Origin of the sequence: Streptomyces sp. NPDC056061, from assembly GCF_042266885.1 — a bacterium.
Lineage (GTDB): Bacteria > Actinomycetota > Actinomycetes > Streptomycetales > Streptomycetaceae > Streptomyces.
Genome location: NZ_JBHJWQ010000024.1, coordinates 23388 through 45936, shown reverse-complemented (window position 1 = coordinate 45936; position 22549 = coordinate 23388). Strand labels below are relative to the sequence as shown.

21 protein-coding genes and 1 tRNA gene are annotated in these 22549 nt (G+C 68.8%); 11 read left to right on the top strand and 11 right to left on the bottom strand.

Translation table 11 applies throughout. The annotated features are described in order from the left end of the window. Positions 1-142: 142 nt before the first annotated feature. Complete coding sequence (locus ACFC79_RS28110; RefSeq protein ID WP_376245498.1) at positions 143-2350, bottom strand: PQQ-binding-like beta-propeller repeat protein; 2208 nt, start codon at positions 2348-2350, stop codon at positions 143-145. A 2-nt stretch (positions 2351-2352) separates the two neighbouring features. Next, positions 2353-3270 (bottom strand): serine/threonine protein kinase, encoded by a 918-nt coding sequence (locus ACFC79_RS28105; protein ID WP_376245495.1) that lies wholly within the window; start codon positions 3268-3270, stop codon positions 2353-2355. Between the two features lie 596 nt (positions 3271-3866). Between ACFC79_RS28105 and ACFC79_RS28100 the strand changes: the two genes are divergently transcribed. The 5 genes from ACFC79_RS28100 (at position 3867) to ACFC79_RS28080 (ending at position 8327) form a co-directional block, all read left to right on the top strand. Next, on the top strand, positions 3867-4574 hold the full coding sequence (locus ACFC79_RS28100) for a hypothetical protein (protein WP_376245492.1): 708 nt from the start codon (positions 3867-3869) through the stop codon (positions 4572-4574). A 320-nt stretch (positions 4575-4894) separates the two neighbouring features. Beyond that, entirely contained in the window at positions 4895-5329 is a 435-nt protein-coding gene (locus tag ACFC79_RS28095) for a hypothetical protein (protein ID WP_376245489.1), read from the top strand. A gap of 20 nt (positions 5330-5349) precedes the next feature. Next, the gene (locus ACFC79_RS28090) at positions 5350-7644 is read left to right on the top strand and encodes a hypothetical protein (RefSeq protein ID WP_376245486.1); all 2295 of its coding nucleotides are present in this window, start codon (positions 5350-5352) and stop codon (positions 7642-7644) included. Continuing rightward, positions 7641-8162: a hypothetical protein gene (locus tag ACFC79_RS28085; protein WP_376245484.1), complete on the top strand. Its 522-nt coding sequence runs from the start codon at positions 7641-7643 to the stop codon at positions 8160-8162. Before ACFC79_RS28090 ends, ACFC79_RS28085 begins: the two co-directional genes overlap by 4 nt. 6 nt (positions 8163-8168) lie before the next feature. Then, positions 8169-8327, top strand: coding sequence for a hypothetical protein (locus ACFC79_RS28080; RefSeq protein ID WP_376245481.1), 159 nt, complete (start codon positions 8169-8171; stop codon positions 8325-8327). Between the two features lie 180 nt (positions 8328-8507). Here ACFC79_RS28080 and ACFC79_RS28075 read toward each other — a convergent pair. Then, positions 8508-8581, bottom strand: a tRNA-Cys gene (locus tag ACFC79_RS28075). Positions 8582-8849: 268 nt separating this feature from the next. Between ACFC79_RS28075 and ACFC79_RS28070 the strand changes: the two genes are divergently transcribed. The 6 genes from ACFC79_RS28070 to ACFC79_RS28045 all read left to right on the top strand — a co-directional run bounded on the left by ACFC79_RS28070 (position 8850) and on the right by ACFC79_RS28045 (position 15609). After that, complete coding sequence (locus ACFC79_RS28070) at positions 8850-10355, top strand: MFS transporter (protein WP_376245479.1); 1506 nt, start codon at positions 8850-8852, stop codon at positions 10353-10355. A 594-nt stretch (positions 10356-10949) separates the two neighbouring features. Next, positions 10950-12731: a DEAD/DEAH box helicase gene (locus ACFC79_RS28065; RefSeq protein WP_376245477.1), complete on the top strand. Its 1782-nt coding sequence runs from the start codon at positions 10950-10952 to the stop codon at positions 12729-12731. A 245-nt stretch (positions 12732-12976) separates the two neighbouring features. After that, positions 12977-13255 carry a hypothetical protein gene (locus tag ACFC79_RS28060; protein ID WP_376245474.1) on the top strand — a complete coding sequence of 93 codons (279 nt, stop codon included), beginning with the start codon at positions 12977-12979 and terminating at the stop codon, positions 13253-13255. Positions 13256-13593: 338 nt separating this feature from the next. Then, the gene (locus ACFC79_RS28055; RefSeq protein WP_376245471.1) at positions 13594-14235 is read left to right on the top strand and encodes an IclR family transcriptional regulator; all 642 of its coding nucleotides are present in this window, start codon (positions 13594-13596) and stop codon (positions 14233-14235) included. Positions 14236-14590: 355 nt separating this feature from the next. Then, complete coding sequence (locus ACFC79_RS28050) at positions 14591-14779, top strand: superinfection immunity protein (protein ID WP_376245468.1); 189 nt, start codon at positions 14591-14593, stop codon at positions 14777-14779. A 41-nt stretch (positions 14780-14820) separates the two neighbouring features. Beyond that, the gene (locus tag ACFC79_RS28045; RefSeq protein ID WP_376245465.1) at positions 14821-15609 is read left to right on the top strand and encodes a S16 family serine protease; all 789 of its coding nucleotides are present in this window, start codon (positions 14821-14823) and stop codon (positions 15607-15609) included. Here the strand turns inward: ACFC79_RS28045 and ACFC79_RS28040 are convergent. From ACFC79_RS28040 to ACFC79_RS28005, 8 genes are all read right to left on the bottom strand, one after another. Next, the gene (locus tag ACFC79_RS28040; protein WP_376245463.1) at positions 15539-17128 is read right to left on the bottom strand and encodes an MFS transporter; all 1590 of its coding nucleotides are present in this window, start codon (positions 17126-17128) and stop codon (positions 15539-15541) included. The genes ACFC79_RS28045 and ACFC79_RS28040 overlap by 71 nt on opposite strands. Further along, positions 17125-17331, bottom strand: coding sequence for a hypothetical protein (locus ACFC79_RS28035; protein ID WP_376245460.1), 207 nt, complete (start codon positions 17329-17331; stop codon positions 17125-17127). Before ACFC79_RS28035 ends, ACFC79_RS28040 begins: the two co-directional genes overlap by 4 nt. An 88-nt stretch (positions 17332-17419) precedes the next feature. Further along, entirely contained in the window at positions 17420-18028 is a 609-nt protein-coding gene (locus ACFC79_RS28030; protein WP_376245458.1) for a helix-turn-helix domain-containing protein, read from the bottom strand. 76 nt (positions 18029-18104) lie between these two features. Continuing rightward, positions 18105-18995 (bottom strand): glycine betaine ABC transporter substrate-binding protein, encoded by an 891-nt coding sequence (locus tag ACFC79_RS28025; protein WP_376245676.1) that lies wholly within the window; start codon positions 18993-18995, stop codon positions 18105-18107. Positions 18996-19155: 160 nt separating this feature from the next. Further along, positions 19156-20073, bottom strand: a complete 918-nt coding sequence (locus ACFC79_RS28020; RefSeq protein ID WP_376245455.1) for an ABC transporter permease — start codon at positions 20071-20073, stop codon at positions 19156-19158. Continuing rightward, positions 20070-21272, bottom strand: coding sequence for an ABC transporter ATP-binding protein (locus ACFC79_RS28015; RefSeq protein WP_376245673.1), 1203 nt, complete (start codon positions 21270-21272; stop codon positions 20070-20072). Before ACFC79_RS28015 ends, ACFC79_RS28020 begins: the two co-directional genes overlap by 4 nt. A gap of 130 nt (positions 21273-21402) precedes the next feature. Beyond that, positions 21403-22050 carry an ABC transporter permease gene (locus ACFC79_RS28010; protein ID WP_376245452.1) on the bottom strand — a complete coding sequence of 216 codons (648 nt, stop codon included), beginning with the start codon at positions 22048-22050 and terminating at the stop codon, positions 21403-21405. A 15-nt stretch (positions 22051-22065) separates the two neighbouring features. Continuing rightward, positions 22066-22539: an Lrp/AsnC family transcriptional regulator gene (locus tag ACFC79_RS28005; RefSeq protein WP_376245670.1), complete on the bottom strand. Its 474-nt coding sequence runs from the start codon at positions 22537-22539 to the stop codon at positions 22066-22068. Between the last annotated feature and the right edge of the window lie 10 nt (positions 22540-22549).

The window sequence follows — 22549 nt, the reverse complement described above, 5'->3', positions numbered from 1 at the left end:
GGTTGGGCGGGCGAGCGGTCGACGCGTTCGGCCCAGCGACGGCGGGGTGGGCGAGCCGGGCTGGGGCGGTGGGGTGCGCGGGCGGGCCGGGCCTTCGCGGGCCGGGTGTTCCGCGCCGGGTGCGGCCGTCGGGCCGGGAGCTCTACACCATGCTCAGGGCCGTCACCAGCTCGTCGTCGACACCGACGATCAGATGGTTGTCGGGATCGGCCGCGAGACGCCGGACGGGTACCCCTCCGGTCCCCACGTAGGTGCGCGTGCGCAGGTCGATCGCTCCGATCCCTGCCTTGCCCGAGTAGTAGAGGTGGGTCGCACTGAGCACGGGAGGTACGGCGAGAAGGGGGGCGTTCACCTCGGGGGCGCGGGTTTCCCACAGCAGCTCTCCGCGCCGGGCATCGAGAGCGACGATCGCTCCGGTGCGCTCCGCCACGTACACGACTCCCTTGTGGAGGGCCGGCGCTCCGTAGTGTGTGGCGAGCGACGGGGCGTCCCCGAAGTCGCGGAAACTGCCGAACTCCCAGATGACCGTGCCGTCGGATGCGCGTATGGACTGGACGAGACCGGCCCCGATGTACATGTCCCGGCCGTCGTCCGCGAGTTCCGCACCGCTGGCGACCGGCGCCGTGGTGTCGTCCATCCAGTCCGACACGCTGCTCGACCAGAGGTGCTTTCCCGAGCGCTTGTCGTAGGCGTGAAGCCTCAGGGAATCGTATGCGCCGCCGAGAACGAGCGTGTCGCCGACGGTCTTGCCGAACCACATGCCGTTGCCGAACCGCGGATTCTCCTCGTCCTTCTTCTTCTCGCCGAAGGGTCTCTGCCATCGGACCTTCCCCGACACGGTGTCCACCGCGAGGAGATGCCAGTCCTCGCCGGCCAGTTGTGCGTCGCGTCCGGCGGCGAGATAGAGCGTGTCGTCCGAGGCGTGGAAAAGGGCGGCGGCTGTGTGGGAGGCACCCAGGGCCTTCACATCGGGCAGCGTGACGATTGCGCGGTCCGGCTCGCCGGCGTCGTCGAGCGTGACGACTGCCAGGCGCTTCTTGTCGTCCGGGAGAACGCAGTAGACCTGGGAACCGTCGGCGGCGGTCCGACCGGGGGACGGCAGCCTTCTGGACTGCCAACGCTCCTTGCCGGTTGTGGGGTCCAGGGCCACGCAGCGGTCGATGCCCAGGACCACGGGGGTGCCGCCGTGGAAGAACGGTGTCCCATATCCCTGGGATTCGATTCCGTCGTAAGTCCACAGGGAGCGCAGTAGATCCGACTTCTTCGGCCCGGACTCTCCGTGCGACGCGGCGGTGTTCGACGCGTCCGCCCCCAGGAGTTCCGTCCCGGTCCAGACCCCCGCGCCCACGACCGCCGCCGACAGGCCCGCGACGCCGAGGAGCCTGCGACGGGACATACCTGCGCGGCGCGGCACGGGCGGCGCCGGCAGGGGGTTCGCCTGCTCCGGTGGTGCCGGGAGGCGGTGGGGCCGGTAGTGCCAGACCTCCGCCGCGCGGCGGGCGATCTCCGCCAGCAGCGCGGCCGGGAGGTGGTCGGCGAACTGGCCCGTTCCGTCGTGGAGTTCGGCCGGCAGCTCGCCCGTGTCCGGGCGCAGGGACGGGTCCTTGGCCAGGCAACGGGTCAGCAGCGGGGCGAGTGACGGCGGTACGCCGGTGAGGTCCGGGTCCGCGTACCGCACCCGGTAGATCAGATCCGCGGCCTGCCCGCTGCCGAAAGGGCCGTGCCCTGTGGCGGCGAAGACGAGGACTCCTGCCAGGGCGAACACATCACCGGCCGGGGTCTGCTCCTGTCCGCTCGCCTGTTCCGGTGACATGTATGCCGGTGTGCCGGCGGCGGTTCCGGTGCGCGTGAGCCGGTCGTCGCCGAGGGCGCGGGCGATGCCGAAGTCGATGATCTTCGGGCCGTAGGCGCTGAGCATGATGTTGGACGGCTTCAGGTCGCGGTGCACCACCTCCGAGCCGTGCAGTTGGCCGAGCGCGCCGCAGAGCGCCGCACCCACCGCGCGCACCGCCGTCTCCGGAAGCGGGCCGCAGTGGGAGACGGCCTCGTCCAGGGGCGGTCCGAGGATGTACTCCGTGGCCAGCCACGGCGTGTCGGCGAGCGGATCCGCGTCGAACACCCGGGCGCCGTGCAGACCACCGATGACACGGGCGGCATCGACTTCGAGGCGGAAGCGGGCGCGGAAGGTGGTATCGGCGGCGATGCGCGCGTGCACGGTCTTGAGCGCGACGGTGCGGCCGCCCGGAGAACGGGCCAGATAGACCGTGCCCATGCCACCGCTGCCGAGCCGGGCGGTCGGCCGGTAGGGGCCGATGAGGTGCGGATCGTCGTGGAGGAGCGGTTCGAGCACGGTCAGCTTCCGGTGGGCAGGGGGAGGTCGGCGGCGAGGACCTCTGCGGACTGGCGGGCGAGGGCCGCGATCACCCGACCGGGCAGGGGAAACGCTCTCGATCCCGGGTCGATGACGGTGGGGTCGATGGCGCTGGGGGAGACGGAGGGGATCACGTCGGGCGGGGAGGGAGCCAGCGCGTGCAGGACGTCCAGGGCCCGCGGCCGTGCCGCCGGATCACGGGCCAGACAGGCCGGTACGAGCGTGCGGAGGAACGGGGGGAGCTCTCTGAGTTCGGGAACCGTGTGGCCCGTGGCCGCGTACGCGAGGACCGCACCCAGGGCGTAGACATCGCCGGGAGGACGTGGGCGTCCCCCGGTGGCCTGCTCCGGGGCCAGGCTGCCCGGTTCGAGCCCCGGGAGGCCCGAGCGGTCCGTACCGTCCGGCGCGGCGATCCGTGCCGCGCCGTGACAGGTGAGCCGGGGGCCGTCGTCGGCCAGCAGCACGGCCGCGGGCGAGATCCCGGCGTGCGTCGCTCCGGCGGCATGAACGACGACGAGCGTCTCCGCCAGGCAGGCGCCGAGTACGCGCAGTGTCTCCTCGGGGAGCGGGCCGCCGTGGACGGCAAGGACCATCGGGAGCGGAAGGACGGGTTCGTAGGCGCGTGCGTACCACGGTGACGAGCCGGACGGCGAGCAGTCGGCGACGGTGGCGGCCCATGGGCCGAGCGGGATCTGGGCGGCCCGTGCCTCCACGAGGAACCGCTCGGGGTCGGTGCCGTCGAGCGGCAGACTCAGCAGAACGGTGTTTTCACCGTCGGCCGTGCGCGCGACATAGCGCCGCTCGGGGACGGGCATCGTGCCGGGACCGGTCGCGTCGAGCCGAGTGATGACGGAGTACGGCCCGACCTGCCGGACGGGACCGGGGCGTGGCCTGTGCAATGAAGCTCCCCCGAGTGATGGCACAACAGGGGAAGCCTACTCAAGACCCTGCCCGGGCCAGGGAGCGGGCGGAGTCCACGCCGGGCCCTCGTCGAAGGGGTGGACGGGCGCGGTGAACGTGATCGGCGCGCGCTGTCGGCAGTCGCTCCGAGGTTCTCGTGGAGGTTGGACGTCATGGTGCCGTCCTGCCCAACTGATCGTTGCCGAAGACGAGATACGACCTCGCCGTCACCGCGTTCAGAGGCCGGCCGTCACCGCCTCGGAGGTTGGCCGAGGCTGCTTCCCGGCTCGGTCGTCGGCAGCCGGCCGAGCCGGGTATGTGCCGAATTCCTCGTTGTACCGAAGCCTTCTGATGTCACTCTTCCTTCCAATTCCTCACAAGAGACGGCAACTTGCCCATCGTTGCGCGGCTCAGCCACCTGTGCGGGGCCATCGGTCGTTATCCGAGGCGGAGTTGGTCATCCTGCGCGTCTTCGCGGGTGGGATGTGCGGAGGGCCTCCGGCGTGCGCGCCGCACCATGCCTGCCAGATGGAGATCGGGGTGCCCTGTGAGAGGGTGCTCGCGTCCTTTGCTCGTCGTTCCCGAAGGGAAATCCGTGCTCGCACGACGCACCAAGCCAGTCCTCCGTACCCTCGCCGCCGTCGTGGTGCTCGCCAGCGCCGCAGTTGGCTGCGGCGACGGATCCGATTCCTCGTCCGGCGGCGGAGGATCGTCGGCCTCGGCGCGCATCGAGGCGGTCAACAAGGTCATGCGCGAGACGTCGTTCAGCGCTACGGGCACCACCACTGCCTTCGTGGGAGCCACCCAGAAGATGACCTGGGACCCGAAGCAGGGCTTCCGCATGGAGGTCGGCGGTACGCCGCAGACGGAGGGCGGCAGCATGTACTGCAAGGACGGCAAGAACTACATAAGCGCCCCTCTGTTCGCCGCGACGCTGGCGGAGAAGGGGCAGCAGATCACCGTTCCGTCCTCGCTCTCCGACCACTACGTGAGCAGCGACACCGGCAAGGACTGCACCGGCTACTTCGCCATATCTTCGGACGGACAGTTCGCCCCGGACAAGGACACGACTGTTGACGGCAAGAAGGCGCAGGCCATCCAGGTGTCGGCAGGACTGGGGGAGGACGTCTACTTCGTCAGCCCCGAGTCGCCGAACTACCTGCTGAAGCAGGAGGCGTCACAGAACGGGAGGACCAGCAGCACCACGTTCACCGGTTTCGGTGCGAAAGTGACGATTTCCATGCCGTCGGACGACAAGACGATGACGATGGACGAGTTCCGCAGCGCGGTCGGCGTCGGCTGACGGCGAGGAGGAGGCTTTTGTCTGGGCTTCCGGGTTCCCGGAGATCGGGGGATTCCCGGGGACCCGGGGCCGGGGGCAGCCGATTGGCTGGGGAAACGCGTTGGGGTCGGAGGCGTGACGGCAGATTCTTGTACCCCCGTCCCGCTGTGTGCCTGCGCTGGGCGGCCATCATGTCGCAATGCCACCGGTCATGTAACGGAACGTCCCGTTCCAGCCTTTCCGAAGGCAATACCGCATTGGTAGCTTGAGCAATCAATGGACGTGCGCCTGAGGCCGGGTTCGTGATGGAGCTCGGGGGGCGAGAGCGGTGTGGGGGATTCATGGCGTTTGATGCGGAGTGGGCGGCGCTGCGCAAGGAGTCGGCGCAACGGGTCGATATGCGACTCAATGGTGTTGATGACGGCGCCGGGGGGCGTTCGTCGTCCGGCAAGGCCGACTTGGCGGTCAATCAAGATAATTTGGGTGCTATTGGGCATGAGGCGTACGGTCTGCACACCCGGCTTTCCAAAGAGGGTGACCACGCCCGGCCGTCGACGTTCGATGCGGCGACCGCTCTCACCAATGGAAATTTCTCCAGCGGTTCCGCGTTGCTGAAGGTTCATGACCGGTGGAACACGCACCTGAGGACCTTATTGGATTCGTGTGCCCAGATTTCGAACCATCTCGACTACAGCAAGTCGGCCCATGCGAAGGATGATGCACAGATCGTCGGTGATCTGCTTGCGGTATCCAAGCTGAACGAGTACCTGAAGTAGTACGCGGGGGAATCGGGATCGTGCTGAAGTTCGAAGACATCGTCGACGCACCCGTGGGCAAACTGAAGGCGGCGGTCGATGACTGGGCCGAGATGGTCACGAAGTTGGAGCGTCTGGCCGAGGACGCCAGGGACGGGATGAAGGCCAAGGCGGACAAGGCCGAATGGGAGGGCGTCAACGCCGGCGTCACCAAAGGGTTCATCGGCAAGACCGCCAAGGAGTTCGGTGACGCCGTGGCCGAGGCCAAGGGCGTCAAGATGCTCCTCGCAGAAGGGTGTACGGCCTTTAGGAAGGCCAAGGACGACCTTGTGAGCATCGTGCACGACGAGGGTCCGAAGGCCGGCGTCCATGTCGACGCCAAGGGAAAGGTGACGGCCAGGCATCCGCTGGAAGAGGACGTTGCGGCCCGTCATGATCCCGACTACCCGCAGGCGCTCCAGAAGCAGAAGAGCGCAATCGTTGCCTGGCAGAAGAAGATCGACGACATCGTCGACACCTGCAACGACGCCGATCAGTCCCTGAAGAACGCCCTCACCGCCAACGTCTCCGACGGCCACGACTTCAGCAAGCCGAAGTACGAGAAGCTGGACCAGGAGGAGGCGGCCCGCGCCGCCGCGTTGGCCGCCAAGGGGAACGCGATCACGCACACGCAGTTGCAGCAACTCAATGAACTCCTGCGTGACAACAAGAATTCCCAGGAGTTCTCGACAGAGTTCTACAGGGCACTTGGACCCAAAAAGTCCTTGGAGTTCTACGGCCAGTTGGCAATCGACCCGTACGACGCCTACGGAAAGATTGACAAGGAACGACTGCGGGACGTTCAGGAACTCCAGAAGAACCTCGGAATCAATCTCGCGAAAGCGTCCCACGACAAGAAGTTCAGCGCCGAGTGGGGGCCGGAGCTCCGTAAACTCGGCACTCAGCAGATCGAGTTCCAGCCCGGCATGATGCAGAAGCCGTACGGCTACCAGATCCTGGGCGGCCTTCTGCGGTACGGGAACTATGACCCGGACTTCATCAACCCCATCGCCGAGCATGTGACGCAGCTCCATCAGGAGGACCGGGGCAAGTTCCTCACGCATGTCGGCAGCGGCAACGGCGAGACGTACGGGTTCAACCCTTCAGGAAAGCTCGGATCGGGTGAAGACCCGTTGAACAGCGTTCTGGAGGGTCTCGGACACAGCCCGCAGGCCGCGGAGAAGTTCTTCACGGATCCCCCTACTGCGTACAACGAGGACGGAAGTGTCAAGAAGGGCGGAAAGCTCGACTTCTCCTCCTACCTCGATGTATTCACCGACGAGGAATTCGAGTGGAACGCCGACTCGAACGACGCGCACCTCTACGGGGACAGTGAGAAGCTGCAGAAGGCCCTGAACGTCGGTCCGGAAGCCCTGGGGCATGCGCTGGAGTCAGCCACCACGGGACGTCCGTACGACAGTGATGCCACGGGTGAGGCTGTCAAGCACTCGGCCGAGCGGGCCAATCTGGTGCATGCGATTGTCGAGAAGTTTGGTGAGAGCCCGGAGCTGATCCGGCACAACGAGAACGGCGATCTCGAAGAAGGATCCGGTCCTCTCTATGCCATGAGGGGAAGTCTCGGCGACATTTCTGCCGAGTACATCAACGACTTTCAGCGAAGTCTCTCGGGTGGGGACGACAAGCTCTTCTCGCCCTTCGGTGAGTCGGCAAATCTCTCTGCCGACAAGGCGCAGCGCTTCCTGTCGGAAGTCGGTCAAGATCCTGATGCGTATGCCTCCATTACCAGTGCTCAGCAGGCATCTACGGCCAATGCCATTAATGAAGTGATCAATGGGGACAGTAACTCCTCGGTTTCTGATGCGGAGCGACTGCGTAACGCTTCGCGGCCGGGCGGAATTATTGCCGGCATCATGAGTGAATCCCGTGCGGATGCCGTTCTCGATTATCATTCGGCGGCCGACAAGGAGTTCAACGAAGCTGCTGCTGAAAAGCAGAAGTGGGCTGACCGAATCCTGGGTATGGGGCTGGACAAGGCTGCGGAACGGGTTCCGATTCTGGGAGCCCCTATCGGTTGGGCTTCCGAAGACATTCAGGAAAGCATCATGAAGAGCATCGAGCAGGACTCCGCGGATCAGGCCGAGGGTGATGCAACTCGTGTTTATCATGAGGGCCGTAGTGCAGCCATGGATTCGGCTCGCAGTGCCGTGGAAGTGGCGACACGTGGTGGAGAACTCAACGCCGACACCGTGGATGATCTCAAGACCTCCGCAGCCAACGGGGCTGATGACGGTCATACGGCAGGAGCGAAGATGAAGAGCGCCGGAGATGCTTCATGATGGAGAAGGCTCGCCCATTGGCTATTTTCGCAGCCGTCGCTCTACTTGCTGTCGGCGGTTGCTCGGGTGATGAGAAGAGTTACTCGGTCCCGGAAGTTCTCTGTGGTGTCCCGGTTCGGCGGGACATGCTCAAGGACCTGCTTCCGGATGGCGCCCGGCTGAAGATCGAGGAGTCTCATACGTATGACGTCCCGGAATACCGGTTCTGCGATGTTGTGATCGACGGAAAGGTCGAGCTCAGTAGCGAAGGCGTATGGCGCAAAGCCGGATTCACCGCAGAGGACACCGCCAAGGCGGCCTTGGTCTTCAATACCGAACCCAGGCAGGGCGGAAAGTTTCAGGTATGGAAGAGCGGTGCCACCACTGCTTTCGAGTGCCGCAACGCGAGGCAGAAAGCTGGTGCGTTCTCCCTTGAAGTCCGAGTGGTGCGGCCCGAAGGGAACATGGCGGACAAGGTGGAACGGTATCTGGCCTCCTATGCGGAGGAGTACCGCAAGATTCTGCCCTGCGAGAGCTGATCGAAGGTGTTCAGGCAGCGGGAGCAGCAACTGGCCGAGCCCGCCCGGCAATGGTCGGCCGCCAACCCGAACGGGGGACGCAGCGAATACACCGCGACCGACGAGATCAACGGCGCGGCCTTCGACAGCAACGATCAGGCCAAGAGCCTTCTGGGAGATCAGTGAACATCTCGGCACATCGGCGTCGCAACCGGCTCCTCACGCGTGGTACGGCCCTCGCCGTCGGCCTGTGCGCCACGATGTCGGCTGTGTCGGCCTGCGACCGTGAAGACGACGGGGACGCGATTACGCGGTGTCCGACCGGCGCGACGCAGGACGCGTGACGGGCGGGCGTGCTGGGCTTTGTGGAGGCCGTGACCGGATTCGAACCGGTGTTACTCGAGTTGCAGTCGAGCCCCTGACCACTCGGGCACACGGCCGTGTGTTCCTCGTTGTGGTTCGAACGTAGGGGCGGGTGCCGGGGTGGCTCAAGGGTGCGGGGCGGGGTGCAATGCGACTGCCATGTGCCGTTCACGAACGGCGGGGCGGGTTCGCCGGTGGGCGGTGGTTGGTGGTTGGTGGGTGGGGGATTCGTGAGGTGGGTGGGCTTTTTCGCGAAGGGTGGGGTCGGTCCTACGACCAAGGGCCGAGCGGTGGACCGTCTCGCGACAGGGCCCACCAGGGGATGCGGCCCTTACTCTGGGGCTCATGAGTGTCCTGGAACCCCGAGACGCCGATACCGGAACTGCCGATGTCGGCACCGTCGGCGATACGTCCGTGTCAAAGCCGTCCGCCGGGTTCGAGGGGGAGGGGCCGGAGACCGGTGGGGTGCTCGGGCGGACCTATCGGGCGCTCAGCGTCGGCATCGTCTCCGTCGTCTTCCTGATCGCCTTCGAGGCGACCGCGGTGGGGACCGCCATGCCGGTCGCCGCGCGTGAGCTGCACGGCATCGCGCTCTACGCCTTCGCGTTCTCCGCGTACTTCACGACCAGCCTGTTCGCCATGGTGCTGTCCGGGCAGTGGGCGGACCGGCGCGGACCGCTGGGGCCGCTGGCGACCGGGATCAGTGCGTTCGGGGCGGGGCTGCTGCTGTCCGGGACAGCCGGGAGCATGTGGATGTTCGTCGCGGGCCGGGCCGTGCAGGGGCTCGGCGGCGGGCTGGTGATCGTGGCGTTGTACGTCGTGATCAGCCGGGCGTACCCGGAGCGGCTGCGCCCGTCGATCATGGCGGCGTTCGCGGCGAGCTGGGTGATCCCGTCCGTCGTCGGACCGCTCGCCTCCGGGAGCGTGACCCAGCACCTGGGGTGGCGGTGGGTCTTCGTCGGCATCCCCGTGCTGGTGGTGTTCCCGCTGGCGCTCGCGCTGCCGGCGATCCGGCGCCGGGCTTCCGGGCCGCCCGACCCCGCGGCCGCCCTCGAACCCTTCGACCGGCGCCGCATCCTGCTCGCGCTCGGCATCTCGTCGGGCGCCGGGCTGCTCCAGTACGCCGGGCAGGAACGGAACTGGTTCGCGTTGCTCCCCGCCGTCGTGGGCTTCGTCCTGCTGGTGCCCGCCGTGCGCGGGTTGCTGCCGCCGGGGACCGCGCGGGCGGCGCGCGGGCTGCCGTCGGTGGTGCTGTTGCGCGGGGTGGCGGCCGGGTCGTTCATCGCCGCCGAGTCGTTCGTGCCGCTGATGCTGGTGACCCAGCGCGGGCTGAGCCCGACGATGGCCGGGCTCTCGCTCGCGGCCGGTGGCGGGACCTGGGCGCTCGGCTCGTTCGTGCAGTCCCGGCCGCGGCTGGAGCCGTACCGGGAGCGGCTGATGGTGGGCGGCATGGTGCTGGTCGCCGCCGCGATAGCCGCCGCGCCGTCGGTGCTGATCGACGCGGTGCCGGTCTGGACCGTGGCCGTGGCCTGGGCCTTCGGTTGTTTCGGCATGGGCATGGTGATCGCCTCGACGAGCGTGCTGCTGCTGAAGCTGTCGGCGCCGGAGGAGGCCGGGGCGAACTCCGCGGCCCTCCAGATCTCCGACGGGCTGTCGAACGTCCTGCTGCTGGCCGCGGGCGGGGCGGCCTTCGCAGCGCTCGGTGGCGGGGCGGTGGGGGCCGTGCACGAGGCGGTGGAGGCGGGGGCCGCCTCCGGATCGCATCCTGGCGCGTTCGCGGTGGTCTTCCTGCCGATGGCGGGGGTGGCGTTGGTGGGGGCGTGGGTGGCGTCCCGGGTACGGACGCGATAGCCGGTACGGCCCCGGCCCCGGTCGGGCGGATCCGATAGCCGGTACCGCCGGTTCCGCCGTTCCGCCGGTTCCGGCTGTCGCTCCGGCTCCGATCGAGGTGACGTGCCGGTTCGGCCGGGAACCGCGCCCTCGTGAGGTCGGGTCGGGCCGAAACCCTCGGCAGCGGATCGGGAACCCCCCGGGTGCGGTGTGCGCGCCCCGGGGCTCCGACTGCGTACGGCCGGCCGTCCGGGGCCGTCCAGCGGGGCGAGGCCCCAGGACGGCGGGACGCAGCCGGCCGATTCCGACGCCACCGATACCGCGAAGCACCTGGTCGTCGCGCTCGTCGTCGCTGTAGCCATCGCAGTGGACATGGGGCCTGGTCATCGGGGTGGCCGCTGGGGAGACGGACGAGGCGGGGCCACCTCCCGGGGGCTGCGCGAACTGGTCGTCGACGACGTGTGACAGCCGTCGCAGTTCCGTGCGGGGCCGGGCAGTTCGAAGCGGCTCACGTCCCGCCCACCGGTAGGGTGGCCCGGTTGTCGTATCGCCTGCGGGCCCGTCCCGGCCCGTACGGACAGCACCCACGTACCCGAGAGACCCGAACCGGAGACCGTGACTACTACCGCCTCCCACCACCTCTCACCCGCCTTCCCCGGCCGTGCCCCCTGGGGTACCGCCGGAAAGCTGCGAGCCTGGCAGCAGGGCGCCATGGAGAAGTACATCCAGGAGCAGCCGCGCGACTTCCTCGCGGTCGCCACCCCCGGCGCGGGGAAGACCACCTTCGCGCTGACCCTCGCGTCATGGCTGCTGCACCACCACGTCGTGCAGCAGATCACCGTCGTCGCGCCGACCGAGCACCTGAAGAAGCAGTGGGCCGAGGCAGCGGCCCGGATAGGTATCAAGCTCGACCCCGACTACAGTGCGGGCCCGCTGAGCAAGGAGTACGACGGCGTCGCGGTGACGTATGCCGGTGTCGGCGTCCGGCCGATGCTGCACCGCAACCGTTGCGAGCAGCGCAAGACGCTGGTGATCCTCGACGAGATCCACCACGCCGGTGATTCGAAGTCCTGGGGCGAGGCGTGCCTGGAGGCATTCGATCCGGCGACGCGGCGGCTCGCGCTCACCGGTACGCCGTTCCGTTCCGACACCAACCCGATCCCGTTCGTCGAGTACGAGGAGGGGAACGACGGCATCCGGCGCTCCTCGGCCGACTACACGTACGGCTACGGCAGCGCGCTCGGCGACGGGGTCGTCCGGCCCGTGATCTTCCTCAGTTACAGCGGCAACATGCGCTGGCGCACCAAGGCCGGTGACGAGATCGCCGCCCGGCTCGGCGAGCCGATGACCAAGGACGCCATCGGGCAGGCGTGGCGCACTGCCCTGTCACCCACCGGCGACTGGATCCCCAATGTGCTGGCCGCTGCCGACAAGCGGCTGACCGAGGTCCGCAAGGGCATCCCGGACGCCGGGGGACTGGTCATCGCCACCGACCAGGAGTCGGCGCGCGAGTACGCCAAGATCCTGAAGAAGGTCACCGGCGAGAAGGCCACTGTGGTCCTCTCCGACGAGAAGGCCGCGTCGAAGAAGATCGACCAGTTCAGCGGGGACGAGTCGCGCTGGATGGTCGCGGTCCGGATGGTGTCGGAGGGCGTCGACGTGCCGCGCCTGGCCGTGGGTGTCTATGCCACCACCATCTCCACGCCGCTGTTCTTCGCGCAGGCGGTCGGGCGCTTCGTGCGTTCGCGCAGGCGCGGCGAGACCGCGTCGGTCTTCCTGCCGACCATTCCGATGCTGCTCGACTTCGCCAACGAGATGGAGGTCGAGCGGGACCACGTCCTGGACAAGCCGAAGAAGGGCAGCGACGAGGAGAACCCGTTCTCGGAGGAGGACAAGCTCCTCGCCGACGCCGAGCGGCTGGAGGACGAGGAGACCGAGGACCAGCTGCCGTTCGAGGCACTGGAGTCGGACGCGGTCTTCGACCGGGTGCTGTACGACGGTGCCGAGTTCGGCATGCAGGCACACCCCGGGAGCGAGGAGGAGCAGGATTACCTGGGCATTCCGGGGCTGCTGGAACCGGACCAGGTCCAGTTGCTGCTCCAGAAGCGCCAGTCCCGGCAGATCGCGCACAGCCGGCAGCGGCCGGCCGAGGAGGCCGATCTGCTGGAGAAGCCGGCCGAGGCGCGGCCGGTGGTCACGCACAAGCAGCTGCTGGGTCTCCGCAAGCAGCTCAACACGATGGTGTCGGCGTACACGCATCAGAGCGGCAAGCCGCACGGGGTGATCCACACCGAGTTGCGGCGGGTGTGCGGCGGGCCGCCGAGCGCGGAGGCCACGGCCGGACAGATCCAGCAGCGGATCCAGAAGGTCCAGGAGTGGGCGACCCGGATGCGGTGAGGTCGGGCGCAGTGGCGTCAGGGGTGGCGACGCCGGGTGCGGCGACGCCGGGTGTGGTGACGTCGGGTGTGGTGTTACGTCAGTCGCGTGAGGTGGCGTCGGGTGCGATGACGCCGATTGCGTGCGGTGACGTCGGTTGCGTGTGGTGGCGTCGGGGCGGTCGAGCGGTTTTCGGCGGCCGGGGTGGCTTCGGCGGCGGGTCCGCATTCCGGTGATGTACCGGCCCGGGGCGGGGACAGGGGTCCTTGCCCCGGGCCGGTGTCGTCGGTGCGGAGCCTCGGGGCCGAGGGGGAACCGCCGTCACCGTCCTCGGGCAGGGCTTCGCGCCCGTCGCCACGGTCTCGGCGACCGGACGCACCGCGGACGGGAAGCAGATATCGGACTTCTACGTCACCAGGATCGTCGGGCTCGACGGCACCTTTGCGCTCAACTTCACCGTCCGCGATCAGGCGACGAAGGCGATCAGATTCTGTGAGGTTCTCGTGAACGGCAAAATCGCGCAACAATCGTTCACAGTGAGTTAACGAACGTTCGCATGTTGATGTACAGAGTGTCGCGGAGGCGTCGACCGACATGGACGCGCGTAGACGTCCGAAAATCGGCCGCCACCCCGCTGACCGGCGCTTCTGTCTCTTCACCAGAATTCCTTCTTTGCCTACGCCCGGATTCTGGACGAGGTCTTCCGCTGAGCGGACTGGCTCGCTACTGTCCAAAAAATGAACGCTTCGTGGCAACGCCGCCGCAGAGCGCAGCCGGTGTCTTGGCCAGGCAGGTGGCCTCGCCGCGCATCGCCGATGGGACCGGTGGTCGCGCAGTCCGTGGGAATCAGCCGCCGCCGCTCACCACAAGAGGAGAGGGCGTCGTGACCGCGGAGACCTCCCAGACGCTCGACCGGGGACTGCGAGTCCTCAAACTGCTCGCCGACACCGACCACGGCCTGACCGTCACCGAGTTGTCCAACCGGCTCGGCGTCAACCGAACAGTGGTCTACCGTCTGCTTGCCACTCTGGAACAACATGCCCTGGTACGACGGGACCTGGGCGGCCGGGCCCGCGTCGGCCTGGGCGTGCTGCGGCTGGGCCGTCAGGTGCACCCGCTCGTACGGGAGGCGGCGCTCCCCGCGTTGCGGTCCCTGGCCGAGGACATCGGAGCCACCGCCCACCTCACGCTGGTCGACGGCAGCGATGCGCTGGCGGTCGCGGTCGTCGAACCGACCTGGACCGACTACCACGTGGCCTATCGGGCCGGCTTCCGCCATCCGCTGGACCGGGGTGCCGCGGGCCGGGCGATCCTCGCCGCGCGTCGGCAGCCGGTGGGGGAGGCGACCTACACGCTCACCCACGGCGAGCTGGAGGCCGGGGCGAGCGGCGCGGCGGCCGCACTGGTGGGGGTGACGGGCGTCGAGGGCAGCGTGGGCGTGGTGATGCTCTCGGACTCCGTGCCCGAGCGGGTGGGCCCCCGGGTGGTGGACGCGGCCCGCGAGGTGGCGGAAGCGCTGAAGTAGGCGGCGGCGGAGGTGCCGAAACAGGTGGTGGCGGAGGTGCCGAAGAAGTAGGCGGCGGCGGAGGTGCCGAAGAAGTAGGTGATGGCGGAGGCGCCGAAGCAGGCCGGTGCCGGAGGTGCCCGGGGCTGTCGCGGAGTGTCAGGCGCGACCCGTGGGAAACGCCCCGCGAGCGTCGTCGGCGGGTCCGGGGCCGGCTCCGCCGCCGGTTTTGGCACTGGTTCCGGGGGCGGGCGGCCTTGTTGGGTTGCGCAGGACGCATTCTGGCTGGTTCGTGTCTACGCCGGGGTCGGTCCGGGCCTTATCTTTTCGGAGCTCGCGCTCCGATCGCGGCGCGCAGCGACCAGGGGGACTACTGATGGACAGCTCCGCTTTCCTGATTCTCGCCGTCGTGGGCATCGCCGTGTATTTCGTGCCTTTCTTCATCGCTCTGGGGCGCGGGGTGAACACCGGTTCGGTATTTGTCGTCAATTTCTTCCTCGGATGGACCTTCATCGGCTGGGTGGTGGCGCTCGCCATGTCGATGGGCGCCCGGCGCAGGCCCTGACGGACGGCGCGCCGGCGCGCGGCGGCGGTTAGATTGGGCGGGTGCTCACTCGTCTCTCGCGCCCCCGCGCCCTCGCCCTGTGCGCCGTGCCGGTCCTCGCCCTGTTCGGGGTGGCCGCGTTCGCGCCGCTGCCCTTCACGCTGGCGCAGCCCGGCACGACCGCGAACGTGCTCGGGGAAGACCACGGCACGCCCGTGATCAGCATCAAGGGCGCGCCCACCCGTCCGACCAAGGGCGAACTGCGGATGACGACGATCGTCGCCACCGGGCCCACCGCCGATGTCGGGGTCGGTGACGTGATCGACAGCTGGTTCCGCACGGACCGTGCGGTCCTGCCCCGCGACTCGGTCTACCCGACCGGCGGCTCCGAGAAGGAGATCGAGAAGCACAATCTGGAAGACATGAAGAAGTCGCAGAATTCCGCTGTCTCCGCGGCCCTGAATTATCTCGGCAAGGCCCCCGCTTCAGTCGACGTCTCGCTGCACCTCGCCGATGTCGGCGGCCCGAGCGCGGGACTCTTCTTCGCCCTCGGCATCGTCGACAAGCTGGACGGTGACGGTTCCGGTGGGGATCTCACGGGGGGTCGCACGATCGCGGGCACCGGCACGATCCGGGCGAACGGCGAGGTCGGGGCGGTCGGCGGGGTGTCGCTGAAGACGCAGGCCGCGCGCCGCGACGGCGCGACCGTCTTCCTCGTCCCGAAGGACGAGTGCAGGGCGGCGGGGGCCGAACTGCCCAAGGGCCTCCAGCTGATCCCGGTCACGACCCTGAAGGGCGCGGTGTCGTCGCTCCGGGCGCTGGAGCGGGGACAGAAGGTTCCCAGCTGCTGACCGGCCCGCTCGGTGCCGGTACGGTCTTTGGACCGGTGGGATTCGCCCCGGCCACACTCGGAGCAGCGATCTCCGAGGCGGCGATCTCCGACGCAGAGGGATTCGACGCAGAGGGATTCGGCACAGAGGGATTCGGTACAGCGGCACTCGGCGCGGCGGGGTCCGGCCCGATGGTCCCCGCCGCTGTCCCCGTCGCCGTTCCCGCTGTTGTCCCCGCTGTTCCCGCGGCCTCCGGCTCGGTCGTCCCGCCCTTCGGGCCCGCGCGGTCCGGGTCGTCCGCCCCGGCCCGGTCCATGGTGCGCCACACCGGGAACACCAGCGGGCTCAGTGTCGCCAGCAGGTACACCGCCCCCATCGCGAGCAGGGCGCCCCGCGCACCCGCGCCCTCCACCAGCAGGCCCGCGGCGAGTCCGCCCACCGGCATGGCCAGTTCCGCGCCCGCCGTGAGCACCCCGGAGACCCTGCTGCGCAGTTCGTCGGGGACGCTTCCGTAGATCACCGTCGTCAGGATCGGGTTCAGCGCCCCGGCCGCGACTCCGCCCAGGGCCATGGTCACCGCGAGCGGCGCCGTCGTCCCGGTGAGTGCGGCCACCGCGTATCGGGGCGCACCGGACAGCAGCACGCACACGGTGAAGACGGTCCACCGCGAGAAGCGGTGGCCGACCGCCCCGTACAACAGGGCGCCGACCAGTCCGCCCGCGCCGAACAGCGCGGTGAGCAGTCCGATGTCCGCGGCCCCGCCCAGCTCGCCGGAGGCGTGCACCGGCAGCAGGACGGCGTTCCAGCCCTGATCGGTACCGTTCATGAAGAGGACCATCACCACGACCGCGAGCAGCAGCCGGTTGCCCAGCAGGTAGGCGTAGCCCTCGCGCAGTTCGCGGCTGTAGGAGCGCAGGGACACGGGCGTCGCGGCCCGTTGGGGTTCGGCCGCGCGGACCCCTCGGACCCCGACCGCGATCAACAGCGCGGACGCCACGAACGTGGCGGCGTCCAGCAGCAGGACGGTCTCCGCGCCGACCAGGGCGATGAGCATGCCCGCCAGCGCCGCCCCGACCATCCGGGCGCCGCGTGACACGGCGTCGAAGAGGCCCGCCGCGCGGGCCAGGGTGGTGCCCGCATGTGCGGCGAGGTCCGGTACGAGGACGTAGCGCGCCGTGTTGCCCGGGGTGTGCAGGAGCCCGTTGACGGCCATCAGCGCGCACAGCATCCAGAAGGTGAGGACGTCCGCCCGGTGGAGCAGCGGGACGGCCGCGACGGCGATGCCGCACACCAGGTCGGAGGCCACGGCGACCCGTCGGCGTCCGATCCGGTCGATGACGGGGCCGCCGATCAGGGCGGAGACGACGATGGGAAGAGTCGCGCAGAAGGCGACGACCCCGGCCCGCCCGGCACTGCCGGTGGTCTCCAGGACGAACCACGGAACCCCGATCAGGGTGAGTGATGTCCCGGCCGTGGATATGGAGTTGGCTGCCAGAACGGCGACGAGCGGTATGCGGTTTTGATCCCCCTGGCCGCTCATGCCGGACCGAGGGCGAGGGAGCCGCGGCCGGAGCCGGAGTGGTGGCGGGGCAGGATGCGCAGCCCCAGCTCGACCAGGGTCCAGCCCAGCCGGGTACGCACTCCGGCGCGCGGTTCGGTGCCGACGGTACGGAACTGCGTCGCCTCCTCGTGGAGTTCGGCGGACCGCGAGTGGTGCAGAACGAGGTGGGTGTCGGGGTGCATGACGGTGTCCTTCCGGTTGAGGGTGTGCTGTCGGGCAGGGGTGTGCTGTCGAGCGGGGGTGTGCTGTCGGGCAGGGGTGCCGAGGGCGTCAGTCGGCGGGGCGGGGGAAGAAGTGCAGCTGGGTGCGGACGGTGGCCGACCCGTCGGCGTCGTCCGGGACGCGTCCCCGGTAGCTCTCGATGAGGTCGTGGACCTTCTGGATCAGCTCCGCGGAGAGATCGGGGGTCAGGCGCACCTTGAAATCGCTGATGTCCCAGCTGTTGCGCCATTCCGCGGGCCACTCGTGCATCGTGCCGAGCCAGGTGTTCAGCTCCTGGGCGTGGGTGGTGGCGATCTCGTGGAGCACGACGCCGACGGAGCCGCGCACGGCCGGGTCCGGATGCTCCAGGAGCCGGCCGGTGTCGAACGCGGTGCCCATGTGGACGGCCCGCCACCAGCGCTCCCGGCCCTTGCCGTGTTCCGGGGCGTCCTCGACGAAGCCGTACGAGGCGAGCTGCCGCAGGTGGTAGCTGGTGGCGCCGCTGGACTCGCCGAGCCGGTCCGCGAGGCCGGAGGCGGTGGCGGGGCCGTACTCCCGAAGCGCGCTCAGCAGGCGCAGGCGCAGGGGATGGGCGAGCCCGCGCAGGGTGCGGGCGTCGACCGTGTGGATGTTCTGGTCGTCGGCGGGGCGGTTGCCGCCCTCATCTCTTCCGGGCATGTGTTCACCGTAGACTTGCAAAGCATCCTTTGCAAGGACTTCTTTGCATCGACTTCTTTGTAACTCGGCGATGCCGTCAGCCGTTCCTGATGAACCCCTCCCGGACCAGCCAGTCCTTCGCCACCTTGTGCGGGTCCTGCCCGTCCACGTCCACCTTCGCGTTGAACTCCTGGGCGGCCTGTGTCGTCAGCTTCCTGCTGAGCGGGTCGAGGAGCTGTGCGATCTGCGGGTACTTCTCGAAGGTCTTGCTGTGGATCACGGGTGCGGCGTTGTAGTTGGGGAAGAAGTGCTTGTCGTCCACGAGCACGTCGAGGTTCATGGCCCTGACCCGGCCGTCGGTGGTGTACACCTCGCCCAGCAGGCAGGAGTTGGACTTCGAGACCTGGGTGTAGATGATCCCGGCGTCCATCTTCTTGATGTTGCCGGCCGGCAGCGACATGCCGTACGCCTTCTCCATGCCCGGCAGTCCGTCGTCGCGCGAGGCGAACTCGTTCTCCACGCAGATCGTCACCGCCGACGGGTCGCGCTTCGCCAGCGCCGCCACGTCGGACAGCGTCCGCAGGTGGTACTTCTCGTTGTTCTTCCTGCTGATGGCGAGCGCGTAGGTGTTGTTGAGCGTGGACTGCGGCAGCCACGTCACACCGTTCTTCCGGTCCTCGTCCCGGACCGCCTGCCACTGCTTCGCCGGGTCCGCGATCGGTTTCGCATGTCCGAGGTAGGTGATCCAGCCGGTGCCCGTGTACTCGTACATGGCGTCCGCGTCGCCCTTGACGATCGCCTCGCGCGCACTGATCGAGCCGGGCAGGTTCGTCCGGTCCAGCACCTCCGCACCCGCGGCCCTGAAGACCAGGCCGATCATCTGGCCCAGGACGATGTTCTCGCTGAAGTTCTTCGACGTGACCGTCAGCGAGGCGCCCTTCAGCGGCAGGCCCCGGCCCACCGAGCCGGGTCGTACGTCGTCCACCATCGGCGAGCCGCTCTTCAGCCCGCAGCCGGAGAGCGACAGGGCCAGCGACACCGTGAGCGCCACCGCCCCCGTGAGCCCGGCACGCGTGGCGCGTGCGACGCGTACGGCCCGTACGGCGGCACCCGCGGCGCGTACGGCACGCACCGTGTGCGGCGTCATCTCACCCCACCTCCAGTCCGCGCGGTGTCAATGCCACCTCGGCCAGCGAGGCCAGCCAGTCCACCAGCAGCGCCAGCACCACCGTCAGCACGGAACCCAGCACCAGCACCGGCATGCGCTGGGTCTGGATGCCCGAGGTGATCAGGTCGCCCAGGCCGCCGCCGCCGACGAACGTGGCCAGCGTCGCCGTGCCGACGTTGAGCACCAGTGCCGTCCGCACCCCGGCCAGGATGAGCGGCACCGCGAGCGGCAGTTCGACCTTGGCGAGCGTTCCCAGCGAGGACATTCCGATCCCGCGCGACGCCTCGACCAGGCCGGGGTCGATCGCCCTGAGCCCGGCCACCGTGTTGGAGAACACCGGCAGTACCGCGTAGATCACCATGCCGATGATCGCCGTCGACGGGCCGATGCCCAGCCAGATCACCAGCAGCGCCAGCAGGCCGATCGCCGGGGTCGCCTGGCCTATGTTGGCGAGCGCGGTGACCACGGGCGCACCCCTGCGCAGGGCGCGCCGGGTCAGGGCGATGCCCAGCGGGATCGCGATGATCAGTACCCAGAACGTCGAGATCGCGGTCAGCCGCACGTGCTGCCACCAGCGCAGCTGCACGTTCCCGCTGGTCAGCGAGTTCCGGGCGATCGAGTCGAGGTGGACGCTGGTGATCCACAGATAGGTGACGGCCAGGACGACCACCAGCGCGAGCGGCAGCACCAGCAGCTTGCGCCAGGTGATCCGGCGCCGGGGTTTCGCGGGCGGCGGTGCGGGCTCCTCCTCCTCGTCACGGAAGGCATGGCCCTTGACGTCGTGCTCGCCGGGCGGGCGGTCCTTGTCGGAGGACGGTCCGGGCGGCTCGGAGCGCGCCGGGCGGGAGGCGCGCCGGGACCGGGCGGGTTCGGGGCGTGAGGGGGAGTCGGGGGTCATGCGTCCTGCGCACCGCCCTCCAGCTCTTGTTCGGTCTGGTGGGCGCGGAGTTCCTCCAGGTCGTGCTGGTGCTCGATGGCGGCGAGCCGGTCGGCCTCCAGCAGTTCGTGCACGGAGTTCATCAGGGTGTGCATGTCGACGACGCCGATGAACTCGCCGCGCCGGCCGGTCACCGCGACCCGGCCGCCGCTGTCGGTCAGCACCGCCTCCAGCGCGTCGTGCAGTGTGGCGTCCCGCGTCACCGTGTCGTGCACCAACTGCCCGGCGCGGGCCAGCGATCCGCGGGCCCGCATCAGATCGCCGCGCCGCAGCCACTTGTACGGGCGGTTGCGGCGGTCCAGCATCAGGAGCTCGTTGTGCGGGCCGATGCGCAGTTTGTTGAAGATCGACTGGAGCGGGTCGTCCACCGTCACCGTCGGGAACTGGGCCATCTCCACATCGCGCACCCGGGTCAGGTTGAGCCGCTTCAACGCCGCCCCGGCGCCCACGAATCCGGAGACGAAGTCGTCCGTCGGGTTGGTGAGGATCGCCTCCGGCGTGTCGAACTGCGCGATGTGCGAACGCTCCCGCAGTACGGCGATCCGGTCGCCCAGCTTGATCGCCTCGTCGAAGTCGTGGGTGACGAAGACGATCGTCTTGTGCAGTTCGTGCTGGAGCCGGATCAGCTCGTCCTGGAGGTGGTCGCGGGTGATCGGGTCGACCGCGCCGAACGGTTCGTCCATCAGCAGCACCGGCGGGTCCGCGGCCAGGGCCCGTGCCACGCCCACCCGTTGCTGCTGGCCTCCGGACAGGGCGCGGGGGTAGCGGCCGTGGAACTCGCGCGGGTCCAGTCCCACGAGGTCGAGCATCTCCTCGACCCGGTCCTTCACCCGCGACTTCGACCAGCCGACCATCTTCGGCACCAGGGCGATGTTCTCCGCGACCGTCATGTGCGGGAAGAGCCCGGACGACTGGATCGCGTAGCCGATCTTGCGGCGGAGCCGCACCGGGTCGATGTCGGTGACGTCCTCGTCGTCGATCATGATCCGGCCGGAGGACGGCTCGATCAGCCGGTTGATCATCTTCAGGGTGGTGGACTTCCCGCAGCCGGACGGGCCGACGAAGATCACCGTCTCGCCCGCCTTGATGTCCATCGACACGTTGTCCACGGCCGGATTCGGATTGCCCGGGTACCGCTTGGTCAGGTTGTCGAGATGGATGGTGGCCCCGGACGTGGACCTCGGTGCCCCGGCTTCGTCGGCGGCCGTGCTGCCGGTTGCGGGGGCGCGGCCGGAGTCGTGGCCGGGACCGGAACCGGAACCGGGTTCCGCGGCCTTGGAGTCGGCGGTCTCAGGCACGAATCCCCCTGGGAATGGTGAGGCGTCCGAGCAGGACGTACGCGGCGTCGAAGAGCAGCGCGAGGATGACGATGCCGAGCGTTCCGGCGAGCACCTGGTTGATGGCGTTGGCGCTGCCCAGCGAGGCGATGCCGCGGAAGATCTCGTTGCCGAGCCCGGGGCCGGACGCGTACGCGGCGATGGCGGCGATGCCCATCAGCATCTGTGTGGACACCCGGATGCCGGTGAGGATCGGCGGCCAGGCCAGTGGCAGTTCCACCCGGAACAGCCTGGCCGGCCGGGACATCCCGATGCCCTTGGCCGCGTCGACCAGCAGCGGATCGACACCGCGCAGTCCCACGATGGAGTTGCGGACGATGGGCAGCAGCCCGTACAGCGTCAGCGTGATCACGGTGGGCGCGACCCCGAGCCCGACCAGCGGGATGAGCAGACCGATCGCGGCGAGGGACGGGATGGTGAGCACCGTCGCCGTCGACGTGATGGCCAGCGCCCCCGCCCATCCGCTGCGGTAGGTGACGACCCCGATCAGGACCCCCAGCAGGGTGGCGACGACCATGCACTGGAACACGGCGCTGACGTGCTGGAAGGCGTCGGTGAGCAGCTGTTGGTGCCGATTGCCCAGGTACTCCCAGAAGCTCACGCGCCACCTCTCGGTTCAGTCGTCGTCCCCCGCGGCCTGCTCGACGAGCGGGATGACGCGCAGCGGAACCGGGTTCTCCATGACGATGGCCGTGGAGGCCCGGACAATGCCATCAAAACCGACAACCCGGTCGATCACCCGTTGAAGATCGGCGTTGGAACGGGCCACGAGCCGGCAGAGCATGTCGCCGTGGCCGGTGGTGGTGTGCAGCTCCAGCACCTCGGGCACGGTCGCCAAATGGGCCCGCACATCGGCCCCTTGGCCCTGTTTGATCTCCAGCGTCGCGAACGCGGTGACGGGGTAGCCGAGCGCCGCCGGATCGACGGTCGGGCCGAATCCGCGGATGACTCCATTCGACTGAAGGCGGTCCAGCCGCGCCTGCACCGTCCCGCGTGCCACGCCCAGTCGGCGTGACGCCTCCAGGACGCCGATGCGCGGTTCGCGGGCCAGGAGCACGATGAGCCGTCCGTCCAGATGATCGATCGCCATGGCCCGCCTC